Source organism: Winogradskyella luteola, from assembly GCF_019203985.1.
In the GTDB taxonomy this organism is placed as follows: Bacteria; Bacteroidota; Bacteroidia; order Flavobacteriales; family Flavobacteriaceae; genus Winogradskyella; species Winogradskyella luteola.
This window is the reverse complement of record NZ_JAGSPD010000003.1, coordinates 124,824-148,082: the sequence shown is the minus strand read 5'-3', so window position 1 is coordinate 148,082 and position 23,259 is coordinate 124,824. Positions and strand designations below refer to the sequence as shown.

Sequence of the window (23,259 nt, the reverse complement as noted above, 5' to 3'; positions counted from 1 at the left end):
TTTGAAACCATACATTTCTTCAAGATCTTTAGTATTACTTTGTTTTTTGTGCCTTTGCGTGCAGGTAAGCTATAGTCAAGAGCCTAATGATTGCGTAAATGCTGTAACCGTTTGTGGAAATTCTAGTTTTAGCTTAGATGTAAGTGGAATAGGCTCGCAGGAATTAACAGGTTCAAATGCATGTTCGAGTCAAGAAAACAATAGTATTTGGCTCGAAGTGACCATAGCGACATCTGGTACTTTAGCCTTCACGCTAACACCAGGAAGTAATAGTATCAATGAAGATTATGATTTTTTTCTTTTTGGGCCAAATGTAACCTGTGGAAATATAGGTCAGGCTATTCGTTGCTCTACTACAAATCCAGCTGCTGCAAATCAGGGAAACAATTTAACAGGGATGAACTCTACTGATCCAAGTCCTAGTGAAGGCCCAGGAGCAGATGGCGATAGTTTTGTAAGTGATCTAGATGTACTTGCTGGTGAAACTTATTTTTTAGTTGTAGACAGACCAATAGGTAACAGCCCATTTTCTTTGGATTGGACTGGTACAGCAACATTTCCAGATAATCCAACGAACCCTATTTTACCAAGTCCCAGTATTACAACTCTACCAAGTATCGATATTTGTGATGGATTAGATCCCTTTAATGATAATATAACCGAAGTTAACCTTACAAGTTTAACCCAAGATATTGTCAATGGAGAAAGTGATATTGCTGTAACCTATCATAGTTCGGAAAGTGATGCTAATATCAACGCAAATCCAATAGGTAGTGTGTTTAATACATCAGGTATTAGTCAAGCTGTTTTTATTAGGATTGAGAACACTACAACTGGTTGTTTTATTATTAATGACGTTACTATTAATGTCACTACACTATCAAATTTTAACACACCTACGACTTACGAATTATGTGACGATGATACAGATGGAGATGACCAAAATGGCATTACTACTTTCGATTTTGACTTTAAAACACAGGAAATTATAAATGGAATCCCAGGAGCCAATTATAATATCAGCTATCATTTAAATTTAGCTAATGCAGAAATGGATACTGCTCCATTACCAACAATTTACACCAACACAGCTCCAACACCAACAGAAATCTTTGTTCGTATTGAAGATCTTGATAGTGGATGTGTTGGCTTCACTACTTTTGATATAGTAGTCGCCGCTAAACCTAATGCCAATGACGTTTCATTAATACAATGTGACGAGGATGGTATTCCAGAAGGTTTTACAACATTCAATATTACCGAAGCTGCTGATGCCGTTACTGATAGTGACCCTAATGCCTCGGTTAGCTATTACCTATCTCAGGTTGATGCCGAAAATGATGAGAATGGTATTGATGGTAACGCCTTTGAAAACTTCTTCAACCCACAGATTGTTTATGCAAGGGTCACCAACACCAATACGGGCTGTGTCAGTTTCAGTGAGGTATCACTGGAAGTCAGCACAACCGCATCCAACAACGCCAGCATTTCGGTCTGCGATGACGACGGCACTGAGGATGGCATCGCTACATTCGACCTCAGCAATACCAATCCCATCGTACTGGCGGGAGCACCGGCTGGCCTGGACCTCCAGTACTACGAAACCTACACCGATGCCCTGTTGGAGACCAATCCACTCGGCAGCAACTATACCAACACAACACCCTACGGCCAGACCATCTACGGGCGCGTCGAAAATTCCAACGCCTGCTATGGCATCAGTGAGATTGAGCTTACCGTTTTTGAACTGCCGGACATAGAGACAGAGTTCGAGACGCTCTACTGCCTCAACCTTTCCCCACAGATCATTGTGCTAGATGCGGGGATCACCAACGATTCGCCCAGCAACTACCTCTTCGAGTGGTCCACGGGTGAGGATACCGCAACCATCGAGGTCAGCTCCCCGGGAACCTACACCGTAAGGGTGACCAATACCAATGGATGCTCTAAGGACAGGACCATATCGGTGCTGCCCTCCAATATCGCCACCATAACCAACGTTGAGATCATAGATGCCTCGGACAACAATTCCATAACGGTCTTTGCCACCGGCGAGGGAGACTATGAGTATGCCCTGGACGATATCAACGGCCCGTACCAGGATTCGAACGTTTTTGACAATCTAAGGCCGGGACTGTACACCGTCTATGTGCGCGACAGGAACAACTGCGGCATTGCCGAGCAGCTGGTATCCGTGATCGGTTTCCCCAAGTTCTTCACGCCGAACAACGACGATGACAACGATTTTTGGCAGGTCGACGGCATTGCCAACCAATTTCAGGCCAATTCAAGCATATATATCTTTGACCGCTACGGAAAGCTCCTGACCAAGCTGAACCCGCTTGGCCCGGGATGGGACGGGACGTACAATGGCGCAAGGATGCCCGCTAGCGACTACTGGTTCAGGGTGGTCCTGCAGGATGGTAGGACATTTACAAGCCATTTTACTTTAAAACGATGAATTAAATATCTTAACTTAGTCTACCAAACTAAAACTTTGAAAAGCGCAAAACACATATTATGCATTCTAATTTTTGGTATTACTATTCCAGCACAGGCACAAGACATATCTTTGTTTCAACAGTTCAATGGTAGATATGACTATACAGCTATTGGTAATACATTAAATCCTGATGAAAACAATATAGCTGAACCTGAATTTTGTAACATATTAGAATCTTCAGAAGCCACATTGAGTCTAGATTCTAATTATCAAATCATAAAGGCTTATTTGTATTGGGCAGGTTCTGGTTCTGGTGATCCTGAAGTTTCCTTAAATGGCACACCTATTGTTAGCCAAGCCACTTATAGTGTATTTTATAACGATTTTTTGTATGGTCAACTAGAATATTTTTCTAATTATGCCGATATTACTCAACTTATAATAGATCAAGACAATGGTGTCTATGAATTTTCCAATATGGATATATCATCAGATCTATTGACTTATCCAGGGTTTTGTGAAAGAAAGACAAATTTTGGAGGTTGGTGCATTTATATTATATACGAAGATAGCAGCCTACCATTGAATCAAATTAACCTGTATCAAGGTCTAGAAATCATAAATGCCAATGTGCAAGAGTTGGAGATAACGTTGGATAATGTCAATGTTATAGATAATGAAAATGCAAAAATTGGTTTTCTTGCTTGGGAAGGAGATAATAATCTCAACTATGGAGAATCGTTATCCATTAACGGAAATATAATTTCTAATCCACCATTAAATCTACCAGACAATGCTTTTAATGGCACAAACACTTTTACCAATTCTAATACATTTTATAATGCTGACCTAGATGTCTATGATATTGAGAACAATATTAATGTAGGTGACTCTTCTGTATCTATTAAACTAACGACTGGAGGAATAAATGAAAATGGTACTTTTAGTGCCGATCTTATTATTATAAATAATATCATTACTGTCCTTAATAGCCAATTACCTGATGCTACTATAAATATCGACGATTATATTGTTAATTGTGGAGATAGTAATGTTGAATTGTTTTATACCGTCAACAACTTTAACAGTACCGCTCCACTGCCAGCCAATACTCCCATTGCCTTTTATTTAGATGGACTTTTACTAGGACAAAGCCAAACCATAAATGTAATTCCCATAGGCGAAAGTGAAAGTAGTTCCATAAGCGTTACCATACCCGAAGGTTCCGATTCTAGTTTAATCATTATAGCTATTGTAGATGATGATGGTATTACAGGAGGAACTATTACAGAAACGAATGAAGTTAACAATGTAAATCTTGCAGACATTGAATTGCTTGTTATACCAGATATCGTTACACTTCAATTTCTAATTGACTGTAATGAAGGTTTTGAAACCTCAACATATAATCTATTTGAAGCTTTAACTGATATAAGCTATACTGAAGATAATATTTCTTTCTTCCTTTCTTTAGAGGACTTGGAAACGGTATCCAATGCCATTTTAATTCCAAGTAACTATAACAACATAACCAATCCAGAAACCATTTATGTGAGGTTAGAAAGTCCTCCTTGTTACGAGATCTTTCAGTTCGACTTAACTATAGAAAATTGTCCGCCATATATACCAGATGGTTTTTCTCCAAATGACGATACACATAACGATTGGTTCAATATTCAAGGGCTGTACAATATTTTTACAGAGCATGAGCTTCAAGTTTATAACCGTTATGGAGATATTATTTTCGAGGGCAACAACGACAAACCTTGGTATGGCAAGATAAATAGAGGTTTAAATAACCATGGTAATACTGTTCCTGTTGGCACTTATTATTATATTTTAAACCTCAATGATCCCAACTATCGACCAATGGTAGGTTGGGTGTACGTAAATTATTGAAAATGTTAATCTTTTTGTGCATTCATCTTATTCTTTTGCACATATCAATTGCTTAGTTTAATTTTAAGAGTTGCGTCTAATTTTTACATACTCCCCTCAAAAACGCTATATTTTTTTAAGAGTTAAGGATATAAAACACTTTTATTATAAAATATTATGATATTGAGTTTTCGGGTAAATTGCATTATGTATTGAGGCACTAATGCTTCGAAATTTCAATTTGGGAAAAAGACCTCTTTTTGAGGTCTTTTTTAATGTTTTATAAGAGTAAAAGTTATCAAATGTTAACGTTTTGCGCATTTCATCGTATTTTATTTGCGTTTAATCTTTATTATACTTACTTTACAAGCTACAAAATGGTTTTAGCCCCAAATCTAATTCTATTTGTATCTTAAAAACTTAACCCTAACATATGAAGTGCATCAAACCTTCCCTCTTCATAGTCCTATGCATTATTTGCAGGTTATCTTATGGACAACAGATAACTGTCGATAATACAGTTTCAGCCCAAGATTTAATTGAAAATAGACTGATTCAAGGCTGTGTGGAAGTCTCCAATATTAATTCTCCATCTAACGGCAGCTCTATAGGTTTAGGAAGTTTTGGCTATTTTGAACGTGGAGCGTCTAACTTTCCTTTTGAGAACGGAATCGTCTTAACAACTGGTGATGCTAGCGCTGCTGGTAATGGACAAAATGATACCATTTTAAATGATGGTAATAATAGTTGGACCACTGATACAGATTTAGAAACCGCCTTGGGCATTACAGAAACTCTTAACGCCACATCCATTGAGTTTAATTTTACATCTATTTCTAACCAAATCCAATTCAATTACATATTAGCATCAGAAGAGTATTTTGGTAATTTTCCATGTGAGTACTCAGACGGTTTTGCCTTTTTGATTAGAGAAGCGGGTTCTGGTAATCCGTATACCAATATTGCATTGGTGCCTGGAACAACCACGCCTGTGAATACCAATACGGTTCACGAAGAAATTGTAGGTTTTTGCAACGCTTCAAATGCAGAATTTTTTGAAGGCTATAGTATAGGAGACACCAACTATAATGGTAGAACTACTGTACTTTCTGCTACAGCTTCAATTCAACCAAATGTGCAATATCAAATAAAACTTATTATAGCCGATCAAACTGATGAAAATTATGATTCTGCCGTTTTTATTGAAGGCAACAGTTTTAATGCTTCTGTGAATTTAGGAGAAGATTTTTCAACCTGTGCAACCGAAGTGACACTAAATGGAGATATTGGAAATCCTCAAGCTACTTATGCTTGGTTTTTCAACAATGTTCTTATTCCGTCAGAGACACAAACAACTTTTGATGTTACAGAAACCGGAAATTACCGTGTTGAAATTTCAATTCCGCTATTAGAAAGTGCTTGCATAATTGAAGACGATATTAATATTACGCTTAGCTCTACACAATCTTCTGATCCAATTTTGGATTATGAACTCTGTGATGACATTAGTAATGATGGCATTGAGACTTTCGATTTATCAACCAAAGATGCTGAAGTCCTGGCTTCGGTGCCTTCTTCAAATTATACCATATCCTATCATTATACCAACGCTGAGGCTCAATCCGGCAGTAATTCAATTTCAAGCCTAATTCAAAACACATCGAATCCACAATTAATACATGTAAGAATTGAAGATACTGATAATGGATGTTTGGCATTTTCAACTTTCAATCTAAGAGTTAACCCATTGCCAACCATCACAGATCCTACACCACTAAATGTATGTGATGACCAAACTGCTGATGGTTTTACTACGATTGATTTAAACATAAAAAACGATGAAATTACCAATGGGCAAAACAATTTGGCTGTGACATATCACAGTACGGCTTTAGATGCTGAAACTGGTTCTAACCCGTTATCCATGCCTTATGTTAACATTAATGCAAATGAACAAGTATTTGTAAGTGTACAAAACCCGCAAACAGGATGTATTAGTACTACAACTTTAAATGTTACGGTTTTAGGCAACCCAATTATTAATACTGAAGATCATTATATTGACGCTTGCGACCAAGATCATGATGGATTTGCAAATTTTGATTTAACCAGTATTATCCCAAATGTACTACAAGGTCTAACTGATGTTACAGTAACGTTTCACGAAACTAATGAAGATGCACTAGCTGGCACTAACCCTATATTAGATGATACCAATTACACTAACATAATTATAGAAGAGCAGGTTGTCTACATCAGAGTTGAAGACAACACTACTGGTTGTGGGTCGGTAACACCAGTTGAAATCCATACCAATTTGTTGCTTACCGCCACAAATATTAGAGATTTTTCTCAATGTGATATTGATAATGATGGATTTGAAACGTTCAACTTTTTGTCAATAGCAGAAACTATTATCAATGATATCCCAGATATTTCTATTGACTTTTACTTAAACGAAAATGATAGGGATAATCAGACGAACCCAATAGATGAAACGGTTCCCTTTATGCCCACAAGCAATCCACAAATTATTTATATAAATCTTTTTAGTCCAACTTGTAGTGATATCGAAGACATTGAACTATCACTTACGCCAGTTACCGAATTTGAAAATATCATCAATCAATCCGTTTGTGATGAGGATCAAGACGGAATTACCACAACAGATTTATCGCAGTTTGATATTTTAGTTACTGATGCTCAAGACGACTTTAGCGTTACCTATTTTCTTACTGAAGATGAGGCTTTAAACAATACGAACGAATTACCAAACTTTTATACCAATACCACAAATCCATTCAGAGTTTATCCAAGAATTTTATCGAATGTAACAGGGTGTTCTGATGTTACGTCTTTTGAAATTACAGTTTTAGAAGCTCCCATCACCTCTACTCCATCAGATATTATTATATGCGACGATAATCAAGATGGTTTTTCAGTCATAAATTTATCGGACGTTATTCCAGAAATCGTAAGTAGCACCAATGAAAGAGCTATTAGTTTTCATACGAGTCAAGAAGATGCAGACAACGGTACAAATGCTGTTATAGATGAAAATGGCTTTAATGCAGAAACCCAAACCTTATTTATTAGAGTTGAAAATACAGTAACAGGTTGTCTTTCTATAGAAATATTGAATGTCACAGTAAATACAACTCCTGTTTTTTCTGCAATAGATAACTATAAAAATTGTGAGGATAATAGTGATGGTTTTAGTGATTTTATATTCAACACTAAAGATGCAGAAATTTTGAATGGACAAACAGGTAAACAGGTCTTATATTATCTAAATCAAGAGGATGCAGATAACCGTGCAAATGCCATTGATAAGGATGTTGCCTTTCAAAATACAAGCAATCCACAAACTATTTTTGTTAGAGTTGAAAATTTATCGGATCAAAATTGTTATGGTACATCAAACTTTACAATAGAAGTAGGCACTAACCCAGTTTTTAATCAACCAGCAGATTGGTTTGTTTGTGATGATATAGAAAATGATGGTTCTGAAGCTTTTGATTTATCTACTAAAATCGATGAAATTTCAGAAGACATTACAGATAATTTAGCAGTTACATTTTACCTATCGCTCTCTAATGCTGAAAACAGTGTTGACGCCTTGCCTCTTCAGTATACCAATACCACAAACCCACAGACCATATTTGTACAGATAGATAATGGCAGTATATGTAATTCCATCACTACTTTTGAATTAAACGTCATACAAATACCACAAGTCAATGAATCTCCTCAAGTTACTGCCTGTGATGATGATTATGATGGCTTAACCGAATTTGATTTAACCCAAACAGAGTTTGACATTCTAGACGTAAGACAAAATAATATAGAGATTACTTATTTTGAGAGTGTTGAGGATGCTGAAGTAGATGTAAATGCTATTTCTAACCCCGAAACTTATACTAATACAAGTAACCCTCAAACTGTTTACATTAAAATAAACAATACCATTTCAGACTGTTTTGCGCTGTTGCCAATAGACTTATTAGTGTACATGCCTCCTGTAATTAACGATTTTCAATCTTATGATATTTGTGAAAATGAGAATAACAGCTTTGATTTAAGTGAAATCAATAGTGTGATAATGGATGAAAACTTTAACATACTCTTTAGCTATTATACCAATGAAGCAGATGCTTTAGCAAATACAAACCCTCTGGATTTAAATTATACTTATGTAAGCAATAATGACACATTATTTGCTAGGGTAGAAATTAGTACAACACATTGCTACACCGTTCATGAATTTAACCTAAATGTAAATCCTGCACCAATAGCAAACCAACCTAATGATCTGACAGCTTGTGATGACGATTTTGATGGACTTTTAGAGTTTGATCTTATACAGCAAAACACAAGTATTTTAGGAGATCAAAATTCTTCAAATTTCACCATTACTTATCATAATACCGAATCACAAGCTAACGAAAACGATTCAGCATTAGACACAAATTATATTGCTTTTGATAGCGAAATTATATTTGCTAGAATTGAGAACAATTCTACAGGGTGTTTTGCTACTACAGAATTCTCGGTCATAATAAACCCATTACCTGTAATTGATATAGAAGATCAGGTTATTTGTTTAGACAACCTACCGTTGGTGGTTTCTGCCAATACCAATATTACGACAGATCAATATTTATGGTCAACTGGTGAAACGACTTCAGAAATAGAGATTACGGAGATTGGTACTTATTGGGTGAGTGTTACCACAGAGTTTGGTTGTGAAAACACTCGTGTTTTTACGGTATCGGAATCTGAAGCTGCAACAATTGAGTCCACAGAGGTTGTTGATTTCTCAGACCCAAATAACATCACCATAACTATTAGTGGTATAGGCAATTACCTTTATCAGTTAGATGATGGTGAACCACAAGAATCTAATGTGTTCGAAAATGTGGCCATGGGTTACCATACCATTACTATTATAGATTTAAATGGCTGTTCGCAAGTCACAAGAGATGTTTTAGTTATTGACATACCAAAACATATGACCCCAAATAATGACGGCCAGTTTGATAGATGGCATATCGTTGGTATAGAAACTTTACCAGGGACGATTATTCATATCTTTAACCGTTACGGCAAACACCTAACAACATTAAGGCATAATACTCCTGGATGGGATGGTACTTTAAACGGGAGTAAGCTACCTGCTAGTGACTATTGGTTTGTTGCAGAAGTAAGACGAGGTAATGAATCGTTTGAAGTTAAAGGTCATTTTGCCTTAAGAAGATAATGTGCATATCTTAAATTTCTTTAACCTCTTATTCAAAATTTAGTCTATATAGTATGCTTATCTTTGCACTCCTTTATAAGACAAGATGAAATATAAAATCTCATTTTTCATTATGCTTTTATCTCTACTGAATTATTCTCAGAATATAACAGTAGATAGTCAAACCTATAGTCCGCAACAGCTTATAGAAGATATACTTATTGATAGTGATTGTATCACTAATGTAGTTGTTACAAATGTCTCTGGAGGTAATTTTGGAGGTGCGGATCAAAGCTATGGTTTTTTTAATGCAGCAGGAACCAATTTTCCTTTTCAAAGTGGCATTGTAATGAGTACAGGTCGGTTGGCAAATGTACCAGGCCCAAATGATAACTTGAGTGATGATAATGCCCCAAATTGGCAAGGTGATACAGAATTAGAGATAGCACTTAATGAAGCCAATACCTTCAATGCTACTATTTTGGAATTCGATTTTACATCTGTGGCATCACAAGTAAGTTTTAGATACCTTTTTGCTTCCGAAGAATATCAAGAGAACAACCCAAATAGTTGTCAATTTTCAGATTTATTTGGGTTTTTAATTCGCCCAACTTCTAGCCAAAATCCATATCAAAATATTGCATTAGTACCTGGCACTAATATTCCGGTAAAGGCAACAACAGTTACTCCAGGAGTACCGGGATCTTGTCCACCACAAAATGAAACTTATTTTGGTAGTTATAATGGTGTTAATTCACCAATAAACTTTAATGGACAAACTGCAGTACTCACTGCTACAGCTAATGTAATACCTAACCAATCTTATCATGTAAAATTGGTTATTGCGGACGAGCAAAATTTTCGTTTTGATTCGGCTGTATTTTTAGAAGCAGGAAGTTTTGAGTTATCTACAGACTTAGGTCAAGATCGACTCATTGCAACAGGCAATGCCTTATGCGAAGGAGAAACTTTACAGCTTAATGCGAGCAACCAAGTTGGCACACCTTCTTACAATTGGTTTAGAGACGGTATATTAGTACAGTCTTCACCAAGTAATTGTACAGATTGTGGTGTTTATGAAGTAACACAACCAGGAACTTATACTGTAGAAGTAGGACTCAATACTAACTGTATTTCTTACGGTGAAGTAGTTATTGAATATGCACCTGTACCAGTAGCCCAAGATGCTATCTTAATTGAATGCGACGTCGATACTGACGGATTGAGCACATATAATCTTTTTGATGCTGAAAGTGATTTAACCAATAACGATAATAGTTTAGGTATATCAAATTTCTTTCTCACTGAAAATGAAGCTAGAGATAATAACAATCCGATTACCAACCCAGCTAGTTTTCAAAACACAGTGCCTTTTCAAACGGTATATGCACGTATTGTCAATCAAGCCAATTGTTTCGATGTTGTTGCATTAGAATTACAAACTTCAAATAATGTTATCACCATTCCAAATTTAGAAGCTTGTGATGGAGACAATATAGATGGTTTTGCCGAATTTTCTTTAAACGGTATTGAGACTTCAATTCTAAATCAAATTCCAATCGGTGCGCAAGTCAATTATTATGAAACCGAAGCAGATGCTTTTAGTGAAACAAATCCGCTTCCGAATAATTACACCAATACAACAGCGGATGCTCAAATTATATTCGTAAAAATTAAAAGTAACAATCAATGCTTTAGCATTTCTACGGTAAACTTGGAAGTACTTTACACTCCTTTATTAGAAGCAGATGAATCAGTTCTTTATTGCTTAAACACGTTTCCTGAAACCATTACACTTATGGGAGGTGTGATAGATGATCTACCAAATAACTATTACTACGAATGGTACTTTAATGGTACACTAACTGATGTCGACACGTCTTTTAACGAAGTAAACGAAACCGGAACTTACACCGTTATTGTTACAGATCCCAATGGTTGCTCATCTAGTAGAACTATTACGGTAAGCGCATCTGAAACTGCAATAATAGAGAATATAATCATAGAAGGTATTGCCCCAAATAATACCATTACTGTAAATGTTTCAGGAGGAGGTTTTTACGAGTATGCTATAGATGATATAGATGGCTTTTATCAAGAAAGCAATGTATTTACTGACGTATCTGAAGGTGAACATAGTATTTATGTAAGGGACAGAAATGGTTGTGGAATAGTAGAAGAAACCATTTCTGTTATTGGTATCCCGAAGTTCTTTACTCCAAATGGCGACGACGACAACGATGTTTGGGAAATTATTGGTACCAATGACCAATTTAGTCAAATAGAAAAGGTTCAGATTTTTAATCGCTATGGGAAGTTGATTGCACAGCAGACTGTTTTAAATTCGGGATGGGATGGCACCTACAATGGTCAGAGCCTTCCTAGTGATGATTATTGGTATATCGTTAAATTTTTAGATGGCAAAACTTACACTGGTCATTTTGCGCTTAGACGCTGATTGATTTCTGATAATCTTTATCGTAACTTTGCAATATGCGTTTTAAAATTGAATCAGAATTTCAACCTACAGGCGATCAACCAGAAGCTATAAAACAATTAGCCGAGGGCATTGAGAGTAAAGAAAGATATCAAACCCTACTTGGTGTAACAGGCTCAGGTAAGACCTTTACGGTTGCCAATGTAATAGAAGAAGTGCAACGACCAACATTGGTTTTAGCACATAACAAAACCTTAGCCGCACAGTTATATTCTGAGTTTAAACAGTTTTTTCCCGATAATGCTGTAGAGTATTTTGTGTCCTATTACGATTATTACCAACCCGAAGCCTATATTCCTGTTTCTGGTGTCTATATCGAAAAAGACTTATCCATAAATGAAGAAATTGAGAAGATGCGTTTAAGTACTACATCTTCCCTGCTTTCTGGCCGTCGCGATGTGTTGGTAGTGGCTTCTGTGTCTTGTTTATACGGTATAGGAAATCCAGTTGAGTTTCAAAAAAATGTAATTACAATCGAACGCGACCAAGTCATATCACGCACTAAATTATTACATCAGCTCGTACAAGGTTTGTATTCAAGAACTGAAGCAGAATTTAAAAATGGAAACTTTAGAATTAAAGGAGATACAGTTGATGTGTTTCCAGGCTATTCCGATAATGCCTTTAGAATCCACTTCTTTGGAGATGAAATTGAAGAAATAGAAGCCTTTGATGCGCATACCAATGAAATTATAGAACGCTATGACCGTTTAAATATTTATCCCGCAAATATGTTCGTTACGTCTCCAGATGTGCTTAATGGTGCCATAAAAGACATTCAAGATGATTTGGTAAAGCAGCACGATTATTTTAAGGATATTGGTAAACACCTCGAAGCGAAACGCCTTAAAGAACGTACGGAATTTGATTTAGAAATGATTAGGGAATTGGGCTATTGCTCTGGTATCGAAAACTATTCGCGTTACTTAGATGGCAGAGCTCCAGGTACACGACCATTCTGTTTACTAGATTATTTTCCAGATGATTATTTAATGGTAGTTGACGAAAGCCACGTCACTATTTCTCAAGTTCATGCTATGTATGGTGGAGATCGAAGCCGTAAAGAGAATTTAGTAGAATATGGTTTCCGTTTACCAGCAGCTATGGACAATAGGCCTTTAAAATTTGAAGAATTTGAAGCCTTACAAAATCAAGTAATTTATGTCAGTGCTACACCTGCGGATTACGAAATGCAAAAAACAGGAGGTGTTTATGTCGAGCAAGTTATTCGTCCAACAGGATTATTAGATCCGATTATAGAAGTACGCCCAAGTTTGAACCAGATTGATGATTTGATTGAAGAAATTCAAGAACGTGTGGAAAAAGACGAACGTACTTTGGTGACGACTTTAACCAAAAGAATGGCTGAGGAATTAGTAAAATATTTAACTCGAATTTCAATTCGTTGTCGTTATATTCACAGTGATGTTGATACACTTGAGCGTGTAGAAATAATGCAAGATTTGCGTAAAGGTATTTTTGATGTTTTGGTAGGTGTTAACCTGCTTCGTGAAGGATTGGATCTACCAGAAGTGTCTTTAGTCGCTATTCTAGATGCAGATAAGGAAGGCTTTCTACGTTCTAATCGCTCTTTAACGCAAACTGTTGGTAGAGCAGCAAGAAATCTTAATGGAAAGGCGATTATGTATGCGGATAAAATTACCAAAAGCATGCAAAAAACTATTGATGAAACCGAGTACCGACGCGAAAAGCAAATTGCCTATAACACCAAGCATAACATCACACCTAAGGCCTTAAATAAAAGCTTAGACAGTGCATTGGCAAAAAACTCTGTGAGTACCTATAGAACAGAATTGGAAGCCAAACTCGCTGCCGAACCCGAGAGTAAATATTTAACAAAATCGCAGCTCGAAAAGAAAATACGAGAAAAACGTAAACAAATGGAACAGGCAGCTAAAGCTTTAGACTTTATGGAAGCGGCACGTTTTAGAGATGAAATTACAGCTTATCAAGAAAAACTTGAAAAGTTAAAAGTAAAATCATGATGGGATTGCCGCATCCTGCGCCCTAGCTATGACAGTGCTTTTTTTATTTACTTAAAACTGCAACTGAATACTAATTATACTGAACCTTAAATATATCAATTAAAAAATCGGGAGGAACAATTTTATTAGGGAAGCTATCCATTAAATCGAGAACACGATTAATAGACTCATGGCTTAAGCCCATTCGCAATCCAAAGTTGTGAATTTTTACCAATTGCTTATGCGATACCTTATGGTCTAAGTTCATTAGAAGTACCAATCTGTGAAATTGTACAATACGTTCGCTATGCGATTTTAAATGCACATAGGTAACGGGATGATTAAAAAGGTATTCAAAATCTTCTTTAGATATATCTAGTTGCTTAGCGATACTAAATAGGAAGTTATATTCAATGGATTTTATATTTTCATCTGTTTGGGCAAAAGCAATCATCTCTGATAGCAAGCTCAATTTTTCAGCTCGGTTAATCATATTTTGAGGGAATTATTTTATAGTGTAAAGTTAACGAGGTACATTATTTTATTGTCGTTGATATAATGTATCTTGTCGAAAACTTAAACGTATTTAATCGACATTATTCAACTTTTATCAATATTAAACGCTACTAATAATATGAGATTGAAGATTTTTTACATCTTATTTTTTGTGTTTTTCTTTAACACAATTCAAGCGCAAAGCACTGCGTCTAAACAGATTACAAAATTCACTATCGCAGCTCCGCAGTTAGATACACTAAAGACGATTTGGGTGTATTTGCCCAAAGATTATCAAAATTCCCAAAAATCGTATCCTGTTGTGTATATGAATGATGCTCAAAACTTATTTGATGATGAAACTTCTTATATAGGAGAATGGGGAATTGATGAATACATGGACCAACTTACTGAGCATAAAAGTATCATCATTGGCATTGAGCACGGCAATAAAAAACGTCTCGATGAATTATCACCTTATACCAATGAAAAATATGGAGGTGGAAAAGGAGATGCCTATCTCACCTTTATAAAAAATACGTTAAAGCCTCATGTGGATGTTACTTACAGAACAAAGCCTAAGGCTGAGCATACAACTATCTTTGGTGCTTCATTGGGTGGTTTAATCTCATTTTATGCAACGATAAAATATCCTGATACTTTTGGAAAAGCAGGAGTGTTTTCAGCATCGTTTTGGTTTAGTGAAAACATCTACGATCTGGTTAAAACTACTGAAATACCAAAATCTTCGCGATTTTATTTTTTGGTCGGAAGTGACGAAGGAGAATCTATGGTACCCGATCATCAACGTATGGTAGAATTATTAAAATCCAAAGGTGTAAACGCAGAACATATTGAAAACCATATCATAGAAGGAGGCAAACATAATGAAGCTTTGTGGAAGTCTCATTTCCCAAATGCATACCAATGGCTAACATACAACAACACACAATTAATCACTAACGACTAATATAAATACATGACAAACAACGACATATTTAAGAAATTAAGAGTAGCGCATAAATTAAGAGACGAGGATATCGTGAAGATATTAGAGCTTGTTGACTTCAGAATTTCTAAAAGTGAACTCAATGCATTTTTTAGAAGAGAAGACCACCCAAAGTATATGGAATGTGGGGATCAGATTCTAAGGAACTTCCTTAATGGACTTATCATTCATTTACGAGGACCAATGCCAAAAAAGCAAAAAAAGACATCTTAAATTATCAACTTCACAAAAATAAAGTCGCAATTTTTTTGTTATAGCTTAAGCATATAACTTGCAGTCTCTAATTATTATTAAATAGATGTTTGAAACAACCTCAAATCTTTCGCCATTGTTAGGTATTTCCGCAAAGGACATTGAGAATCTAAATACAAAATACAAACCCTTAACAGCTAGGCAGCGTATTAAACAATTGTATGCTGACTTTGAAATTACTGATATAATGCTTACCAGTTCTTTTGCTGCGACTTCAGCGTTTTTATTAAAATTGGTTTCAGACATCAACACTCAGCAAGAGGTATTTTTTATCGATACTGGCTATCACTTTGATGATACACTTACTTACAAGTCCGAGCTGGAGAAGAAATACAAGCTCAATGTGACCTCTATTTCTGCTATAAAGGAAGAACATGAGTTTACATCAAAAGATAAAACATGGAGAAAAAACCCTGATTTTTGCTGTTCCATTAATAAAGTAAAACCTTTGGATCTTATAAAGCAAAATTATAAGATTTGGATGTCTGGACTTATGGAATGGCAGAGTGACCACCGATCTACTTTAGATATATTTGAGCGTCGCGGGGACATCATTAAATTTTATCCGCTACTAGACGTTACAAAGGCACAACGCGATCAATATATTGAAGCGCATAACTTACCATTTCACCCACTTGTAGCTAAAGGTTATCATTCTATTGGGTGTACACACTGCACGGTGCCCGGGGAAGATCGTAGTGGACGCTGGAACAATAACCCTAAGACAGAGTGTGGATTGCATTTATAAAAAATGCGCCTTAATATAAGACGCATTTTTTAAATATATGTATGAAACCTTATGACTAAGAAAGTACAGTTTGTACTTTATCAGCAGCCTCTTGAAACTCTGTAGCACTCAATACATCTAAGCCAGAATTATCTATCAACTCTTTAGCAATATCTGCATTGGTACCTTGCAAACGTACAATAATTGGCACATTAATATTACCCATGTTTTTATAGGCATCAATAACACCTTGCGCTACACGATCGCAACGTACAATTCCACCAAAAATATTAATAAGAATAGCTTTTACGGCAGGATCTTTTAAAATAATCTTAAAAGCCGCTTCTACTCTAGCCGCATCAGCTGTACCACCAACATCTAAAAAGTTGGCCGGCTCACCACCTGCTTGCTTAATCAAATCCATCGTTGCCATTGCCAAACCAGCACCATTTACCATACAACCAACGTTACCATCTAGATCTACATAGTTAAGTCCCAATTCACCAGCTTCAACTTCAATAGGGTTTTCTTCACGCTTATCTCGTAATGCAGCTAAATCTTTGTGTCTAAATAAGGCATTGGCATCTAAAGTTACTTTAGAATCTACCGCCATTATTTTATCGTCACTGGTTTTTAAAACCGGATTAATTTCAAATAAAGATGCATCAGACTTTACGTATGCCGTATACAATGCCGAAACAAATTTTGTCATTTCCTTAAATGCAGTCCCAGAAAGCCCTAAGTTAAATGCCACACGACGTGCTTGGAAGCCAAGAAGTCCTAATGCGGGATCAATTTCTTCGGTAAAAATTAAATGTGGGGTTTCTTCAGCAACGGTTTCGATATCCATTCCACCTTCTGTAGAATACATAATCATATTTTTACCATTAGCTCTATTTAAAAGCACGGACATATAATACTCTTCAGGCTCATTATCCCCAGGATAATAAACATCTTCTGCAATTAACACTTGGTGTACTTTTTTACCTTCAGCTGAGGTTTGGGGTGTAACCAAATTCATACCAATGATTTGTCCTGCTATATCTTTAACCTCATCTAAGTTCTTAGCTAGCTTAACACCACCACCTTTTCCACGTCCACCTGCATGCACTTGTGCTTTAATAACGTGCCAACCTGTACCAGTTTCCTCTGTTAATTTTTTAGCAGCAGCTACAGCTTCATCAGCGGTTTGAGCAACAATGCCACGTTGTATACGTACTCCAAAACTGCTTAATAATTCTTTTCCTTGATATTCGTGTAAATTCATAATAAATAGTCTATTTATAGTTTCCTTAACCAAGGAAATCTCTAAAATTTATTTCGTGGCACAAAAATAATCAACCATAATCGTATTACCAATATTTTAAAAACTATTATTGGATATATTATTGTTTTAAGCATTTTATCACAGAAAATGCCTTATCAACAAGATTATCTTCTACTAAAACCGTAAATTCATTAGTTGTAGAAATGACTTCATAAAGCGTAACACCTTCCCAAGCTAACCTCTTGAAAATATGATAATACAGACCGACAACTTTTGAATTTTCCTTTGGAAGAGATATCGTTATAGCAGATAAGTTTTCTTGCAAACCGATTTGCTCTTCATCCTTAAATTCATTTAGAACCGTGATTTTTTCTGAACTGGATATTACAATATTACTTTCATAAATACCACGGGTAAAAGCATAGAAGATATGATCCTTTAAGTTTACGCTATCCAAAACCTTGGTATTACAATTAATTAAGGTTTTAGAGTTTTTAAAAGTAAAATCACTTAAGCCTGATCGTACCGTAATGTCTCCCAAATTATTAAACACATGCTTCAATCTTATTGAAGTGCTTGCATTAATGGGTTGGTTATAACGTCGCAAGGCCATCATTATTGCGCCGGTCTTTACGTCCTTTCGAAGCATTTTAGATACAGGCATTTGCAAATTACTAGCAAGTGCGGAGAAGTTAATGATTTGCTCATTAAGCGCCTCTTCAATAAATGGTTTTGAGGCAATTATGTCTTCTACACATGATGAAATGGTTTTCATTATTGTTTATTATTTAACAATTTGTGCAAAATTAGTAAAATCTTAATGATTTCATTTTTTAAATCCTAAGAAATTATAGTTTTGAACTCGAAAAAATTGAAATAAAACATGAAGAATAGAACCCTCCTACAGATTGCTAAAGAGCACGGTAGCCCTATTTACGTTTATGATGCCGAAACTATAATTGCTCAGTACAAGCGTTTGACCAATGCTTTTGGAAAAGTAAAACACTTAAAGCTCAACTATGCGGTAAAAGCACTTTCTAATGTTTCTGTATTAAAGCTATTTAATTCTCTTGGATCTGGGTTGGATACCGTTTCTATACAGGAAGTACAATTAGGCTTAAAAGCTGGCTTTAAACCAGAAAGCATAATTTACACACCCAATGGTGTTTCCTTAGAAGAGATTGAAACCGTTTCTAAGCTTGGTGTACAGATAAATATTGATAATCTTTCTATCCTAGAACAGTTTGGTACAAAGCATCCCAATATTCCTGTATGTATTAGAATAAATCCCCATGTTATGGCTGGTGGAAATACTAACATTTCCGTTGGGCATATTGACAGCAAATTTGGAATTTCAATACACCAGATGCCCTTATTACTACGTATTGTTGAAAATACAAACATGAATATTAATGGCATACATATGCATACTGGGAGTGATATTTTAGATATCGATGTCTTTTTATATGCCAGTGAAATCCTGTTTGAAACTGCTAAGCATTTTAAAAATTTAGATTTTATAGATTTTGGCTCAGGATTTAAAGTACCTTATAAAACTGGTGATATTGAAACCAATGTGGAAGAGTTGGGAGAAAAACTATCGAAACGTTTCAACGAATTCTGCAAAGACTACGGAAAGGAATTAACCCTAGCTTTTGAGCCCGGTAAATTCTTAGTTAGTGAAGCTGGAGTGTTTTTAGCTAAAGTTAATGTGGTAAAACAGACCACGTCAACAGTTTTTGCTCAGATAGATTCTGGTTTTAACCATTTAATACGCCCAATGCTTTATGGTTCTCAGCATGAAATTATTAATATTTCGAATCCGAAAGGAAGAGAACGTTTTTATTCTATAGTGGGTTACATCTGTGAGACCGACACGTTTGCCAACAATAGAAGGATAAATGAAATTAACGAAGGAGATATACTTTGCTTTAAAAATGCCGGTGCTTATTGCTTTACCATGGCCAGCAATTACAATTCACGCTACAGACCGGCTGAAGTATTAATTTATAAGGGAAAGCCGCATCTTATCAGAAAGCGGGAAACTTTTAATGATATATTGAATAATCAAATAGAGATGAGTCTATAAAAGTTGAAAGCATTACAAATTGTAATGCTTTTTTTGTAACAATCGGTATAAAATGCAATCTTATATATGAATCATACTTTTACCGATGGCAAAAAATAATTCAACGCTTTTAATACTTTTTCTGTTTTTCACATACCAAGCTTTAGCGCAAGATGTAAGCTATACTAAAAAAGATTCTAAGGACTCATTACACATCAATTTAATAAACAACACCTATACTCCAATTAAAATAACGCTAGAAGCAAGAGATAGTCTCAAAAAGTTTATTAGAGTTGAACCATACAGCATATTGCCTCCCAAGGACTCTTTAATTAATGTTATTGCAATTCCTAAATTAAAAATTCCTGATTCGAGTGATTTTAAATTTGGATCATATATAAAGTTTTATTCTGTGTATGGTGATCCAAAAACGATAAAACCAGATTTAGATTATCTATACACACTTCCTTTTTCCAAAGGCAAAAAGTATAAAGTTACACAATCGTTTAATGGTAAAAAATCCCATAATTCTATAAAATCCAAATATGCAATTGATTTTAATTTAAAAATTGGAGATACAGTATGTGCTGCAAGAGGAGGAATTGTGGTCAAAACCATTAGTCATTTTAAAAAAAGTGGAGGAAAAGACTATATACGTAAAGCCAATAAAATAGTTTTGATGCACAGTGATGGTACTTATAGTAATTATGTACATTTAGATTTTAACGGAGTAATGGTTAACGAAGGTGATATTGTAAAAGCGGGAGAAGCTATTGGTATTTCTGGTAATACAGGTTATTCTGGCGGACCTCATTTGCACTTTGTTGTTAGGAAAGAAGATGATATTGCTATTCCTGTGTACTTTAAAGGTTATAAAAGAAAAATCCTAAAACAGGATAAAAAATACAAGCGGACAAATTAAACAACTTCTATATATTAATAATGACCTGCGTTTTGTACAATAATAAAATTCTACAGATTTCCCCTCGGTTCATTTTCTTTTGCTAACTTAGTTCTTGCCAACCCAACTTACCTTCTTAATATGACGACAGATGACTGGATTTGATATAGTTATGATAATAGCTATAATTCTTTTTGCAAGATTAGGTGTGCGTTTGGTATCTAGGTATATTAAAATGAAACAAGAAAATGAAAAGGAAAAATAAGAAGAAACTATGATTAGTATTTTTAAAAAAATTAGAAGAAAATTCTTTTCGAATAAAGTAAGCAGCTATCTGCTTTATGCCATTGGAGAAATTATTCTGGTAATGATTGGTATTTTGTTAGCCTTATATGTTAATAATTGGAATGAAGACCGAAAACTAAAATCTAAAATAAACACTACATTAAAGGCAATAGCTTATGACTTAGAAACAGACACTACATCTGCCAATGTTGTCATTGAATATTATAAAACCAATATGGAAAATAGCAAAAAAATTCTAGAGAATAAAATCACCAAAACTAATTATAAAGATTGCTTAGCTTGTTTAAATTTGGTGACGTTTTATCAACCATTCTCTATTCAGAATAAAGGTATTGTGCAGCTAAAAAACTTAACAGACCTGAGTCAATCTGAAAAAGATAGTTTAATTGCAGATATTACGCAATTCTATTCGGTATTCGCACCAGCAATAGAAAAAAACAACGATCGTATGGAATCTGTAGTAATGAAAAACTTCAATGAATTCGAAAAATTCCCATGGTTTATTGACTTGGCTCAAAACAATATAACGGACGAAATCATTACCTACTACACATCAAGTGAAGATTACAAAAAGCGCGTGGCTTTCCATGCCATGCTAGCAGTTGGCAACCACCTTGGTGTTGCACAGCAATATAAGAGGAATGCAATTACATTAATCGAAAGAATTAACAAACGTTTAGAAACCTCGAAATAATAATGGTTTAAAATATCATATATATATAATAATTTAACCTAACGCTACTCTTTAATGCATGAAAAAACTACTGCTTTTGTTTTTATTAATTTATTTTAGTCACAATGTGACAGCACAAAACATAAAGATCTCTAAACGGGTAATTAAGGATTCCATCCATTTGGATTTTATCAATCCTTTCTATGCATCTATGGAAATGAATTTACATCCTTTAGATTCAACAAAATCTATCATAAAAGTAAATACTTATGGTCTTCTAAAATATAATGACACACTAAAAAATGCTTTGGTCATCCCTATCAATAAGATTGAAGATACAACTAAGATAAACGTTAAATCCTATATAAAATTTAAAGCAAATTTTGGAGATCCCAACAGTAATATTGATAAGAACTACCGCTATACCTTACCTTACCCAAAGGGCAAGAAGTATAAAATCATTCAGTCTTTTGGTGGAAAATTTTCGCATAATAAACCGCACTCAAAGTACGCCATAGATTTCGGAACAAAAATTGGAGATACAATTACAGCAGCTAGAGGTGGCATTGTATTTTTTGTAAAAGAAGATTCTAATGAATATTGCAAAAGCAGAAAATGTATTGATAAAGGCAATAAAGTTTTAATTCTGCACAATGATGGTACCATGGCACATTATGTGCATTTAGATTTTAATGGTGCGCTAGTGGACTTTGGTGACAAAGTTGAAGTCGGACAAGCTATTGCAATTTCTGGTATGACAGGTTTTACCACTAAACCACATCTGCACTTGGTAATGTACAAATCTGGAGGCATATCGATACCTTTTTACTTTTTTACTTTAAAGGGCAAAAACGTAAAAAATTGAAACAGGGAAAATATTATAAAAGACTACAATAATTATTCACCTACCTTTCCTGAAAAATGATTCACTTTCGGGTTAATAGGGTTTCCTGTTGTACGTCTATAAATTACAATTTGCCCACAATGCCAAATGGCATCAGCTATTGGCCCATTTACTTGGTTCCAAAACGGAATTTCTCGCTCTCCAAAAATGATTTTGTATTGTGAAATATCATCGCTTTCTCTTAGAATATCTGCAGCAGTTTTAAGATTATTAAGCGTTTTTGCTCTCATTTCTTCATAAGATAATGCTTCTTCTATTCTGGTATTTTGTTTTTTAAGTGTTGAATTGACAATAATTTTGGACAAGTCATGAATATGTTTGATGGTCTCCTCAGTAGAACGACCATCTTCATTGGCTTTGTATACCAAATCTTTTTCTGTTAAACTATCCGTTGACCAATAAAACCGAAAACCAAGAGCATCAACCATACGAGCTGCCATTGTGCCTGCTGTAAATTTTTCAGGATAGTCTGGAACTTCGTAATAAGGTAGTTCGTTTTGTAAAGTTTCTTGTGCGACACTTGCAGTTGATATAATTACAGTAATAATAAACAGTAAGTACTTCATTTGTGTAAATTTTTAACAACCTGTTTTTGTTATTTATACTGGTTACATT

At 35.1% G+C, this 23,259-nt stretch carries 16 protein-coding genes; 12 read left to right on the top strand and 4 right to left on the bottom strand.

Annotation, left to right across the window (positions count from 1 at the left end; all coding sequences use genetic code 11):
* Position 1: 1 nt before the first annotated feature.
* The 5 genes from KCG49_RS04765 (at position 2) to uvrB (ending at position 14,063) form a co-directional block, all read left to right on the top strand.
* The gene (locus KCG49_RS04765; protein WP_256259863.1) at positions 2-2,461 is read left to right on the top strand and encodes a T9SS type B sorting domain-containing protein; all 2,460 of its coding nucleotides are present in this window, start codon (positions 2-4) and stop codon (positions 2,459-2,461) included.
* A gap of 36 nt (positions 2,462-2,497) precedes the next feature.
* Positions 2,498-4,342 (top strand): T9SS type B sorting domain-containing protein, encoded by a 1,845-nt coding sequence (locus tag KCG49_RS04760; RefSeq protein ID WP_256259862.1) that lies wholly within the window; start codon positions 2,498-2,500, stop codon positions 4,340-4,342.
* Between the two features lie 412 nt (positions 4,343-4,754).
* Positions 4,755-9,581, top strand: coding sequence for a T9SS type B sorting domain-containing protein (locus KCG49_RS04755; RefSeq protein WP_218545057.1), 4,827 nt, complete (start codon positions 4,755-4,757; stop codon positions 9,579-9,581).
* 85 nt (positions 9,582-9,666) lie between these two features.
* Positions 9,667-12,018 (top strand): T9SS type B sorting domain-containing protein, encoded by a 2,352-nt coding sequence (locus KCG49_RS04750; protein WP_218545056.1) that lies wholly within the window; start codon positions 9,667-9,669, stop codon positions 12,016-12,018.
* A gap of 35 nt (positions 12,019-12,053) precedes the next feature.
* A complete protein-coding gene (uvrB, locus tag KCG49_RS04745; RefSeq protein ID WP_218545055.1) occupies positions 12,054-14,063 on the top strand; it encodes an excinuclease ABC subunit UvrB in 2,010 nt (669 codons plus the stop codon).
* 70 nt (positions 14,064-14,133) lie between these two features.
* On the opposite strand, the gene KCG49_RS04740 is transcribed toward uvrB, so the two are convergent.
* On the bottom strand, positions 14,134-14,535 hold the full coding sequence (locus KCG49_RS04740) for a TerB family tellurite resistance protein (protein ID WP_218545054.1): 402 nt from the start codon (positions 14,533-14,535) through the stop codon (positions 14,134-14,136).
* A gap of 141 nt (positions 14,536-14,676) precedes the next feature.
* Between KCG49_RS04740 and KCG49_RS04735 the strand changes: the two genes are divergently transcribed.
* The 3 genes from KCG49_RS04735 to KCG49_RS04725 all read left to right on the top strand — a co-directional run bounded on the left by KCG49_RS04735 (position 14,677) and on the right by KCG49_RS04725 (position 16,546).
* On the top strand, positions 14,677-15,507 hold the full coding sequence (locus KCG49_RS04735) for an alpha/beta hydrolase (protein WP_218545053.1): 831 nt from the start codon (positions 14,677-14,679) through the stop codon (positions 15,505-15,507).
* A gap of 9 nt (positions 15,508-15,516) precedes the next feature.
* Positions 15,517-15,759: a DUF1456 family protein gene (locus tag KCG49_RS04730; protein ID WP_218545052.1), complete on the top strand. Its 243-nt coding sequence runs from the start codon at positions 15,517-15,519 to the stop codon at positions 15,757-15,759.
* 85 nt (positions 15,760-15,844) lie between these two features.
* Entirely contained in the window at positions 15,845-16,546 is a 702-nt protein-coding gene (locus tag KCG49_RS04725; RefSeq protein WP_218545051.1) for a phosphoadenylyl-sulfate reductase, read from the top strand.
* 55 nt (positions 16,547-16,601) lie between these two features.
* Here KCG49_RS04725 and sucC read toward each other — a convergent pair whose 3' ends face one another.
* Entirely contained in the window at positions 16,602-17,792 is a 1,191-nt protein-coding gene (gene sucC / locus KCG49_RS04720) for an ADP-forming succinate--CoA ligase subunit beta (protein WP_218545050.1), read from the bottom strand.
* A 118-nt stretch (positions 17,793-17,910) separates the two neighbouring features.
* On the bottom strand, positions 17,911-18,567 hold the full coding sequence (locus KCG49_RS04715) for a hypothetical protein (RefSeq protein WP_218545049.1): 657 nt from the start codon (positions 18,565-18,567) through the stop codon (positions 17,911-17,913).
* 108 nt (positions 18,568-18,675) lie between these two features.
* Here KCG49_RS04715 and lysA point away from each other — a divergent pair, with 108 nt between their 5' ends.
* From lysA to KCG49_RS04695, 4 genes are all read left to right on the top strand, one after another.
* Positions 18,676-19,881: a diaminopimelate decarboxylase gene (gene lysA / locus KCG49_RS04710; protein WP_218545048.1), complete on the top strand. Its 1,206-nt coding sequence runs from the start codon at positions 18,676-18,678 to the stop codon at positions 19,879-19,881.
* Between the two features lie 85 nt (positions 19,882-19,966).
* Positions 19,967-20,782, top strand: coding sequence for a M23 family metallopeptidase (locus KCG49_RS04705; protein WP_218545047.1), 816 nt, complete (start codon positions 19,967-19,969; stop codon positions 20,780-20,782).
* 253 nt (positions 20,783-21,035) lie between these two features.
* Positions 21,036-21,761: a hypothetical protein gene (locus KCG49_RS04700; protein ID WP_218545046.1), complete on the top strand. Its 726-nt coding sequence runs from the start codon at positions 21,036-21,038 to the stop codon at positions 21,759-21,761.
* Between the two features lie 58 nt (positions 21,762-21,819).
* Entirely contained in the window at positions 21,820-22,605 is a 786-nt protein-coding gene (locus KCG49_RS04695) for a M23 family metallopeptidase (RefSeq protein ID WP_218545045.1), read from the top strand.
* A gap of 32 nt (positions 22,606-22,637) precedes the next feature.
* Here the strand turns inward: KCG49_RS04695 and KCG49_RS04690 are convergent, their stop codons facing one another.
* Positions 22,638-23,210 (bottom strand): DinB family protein, encoded by a 573-nt coding sequence (locus tag KCG49_RS04690; RefSeq protein ID WP_218545044.1) that lies wholly within the window; start codon positions 23,208-23,210, stop codon positions 22,638-22,640.
* Positions 23,211-23,259: the final 49 nt, after the last annotated feature.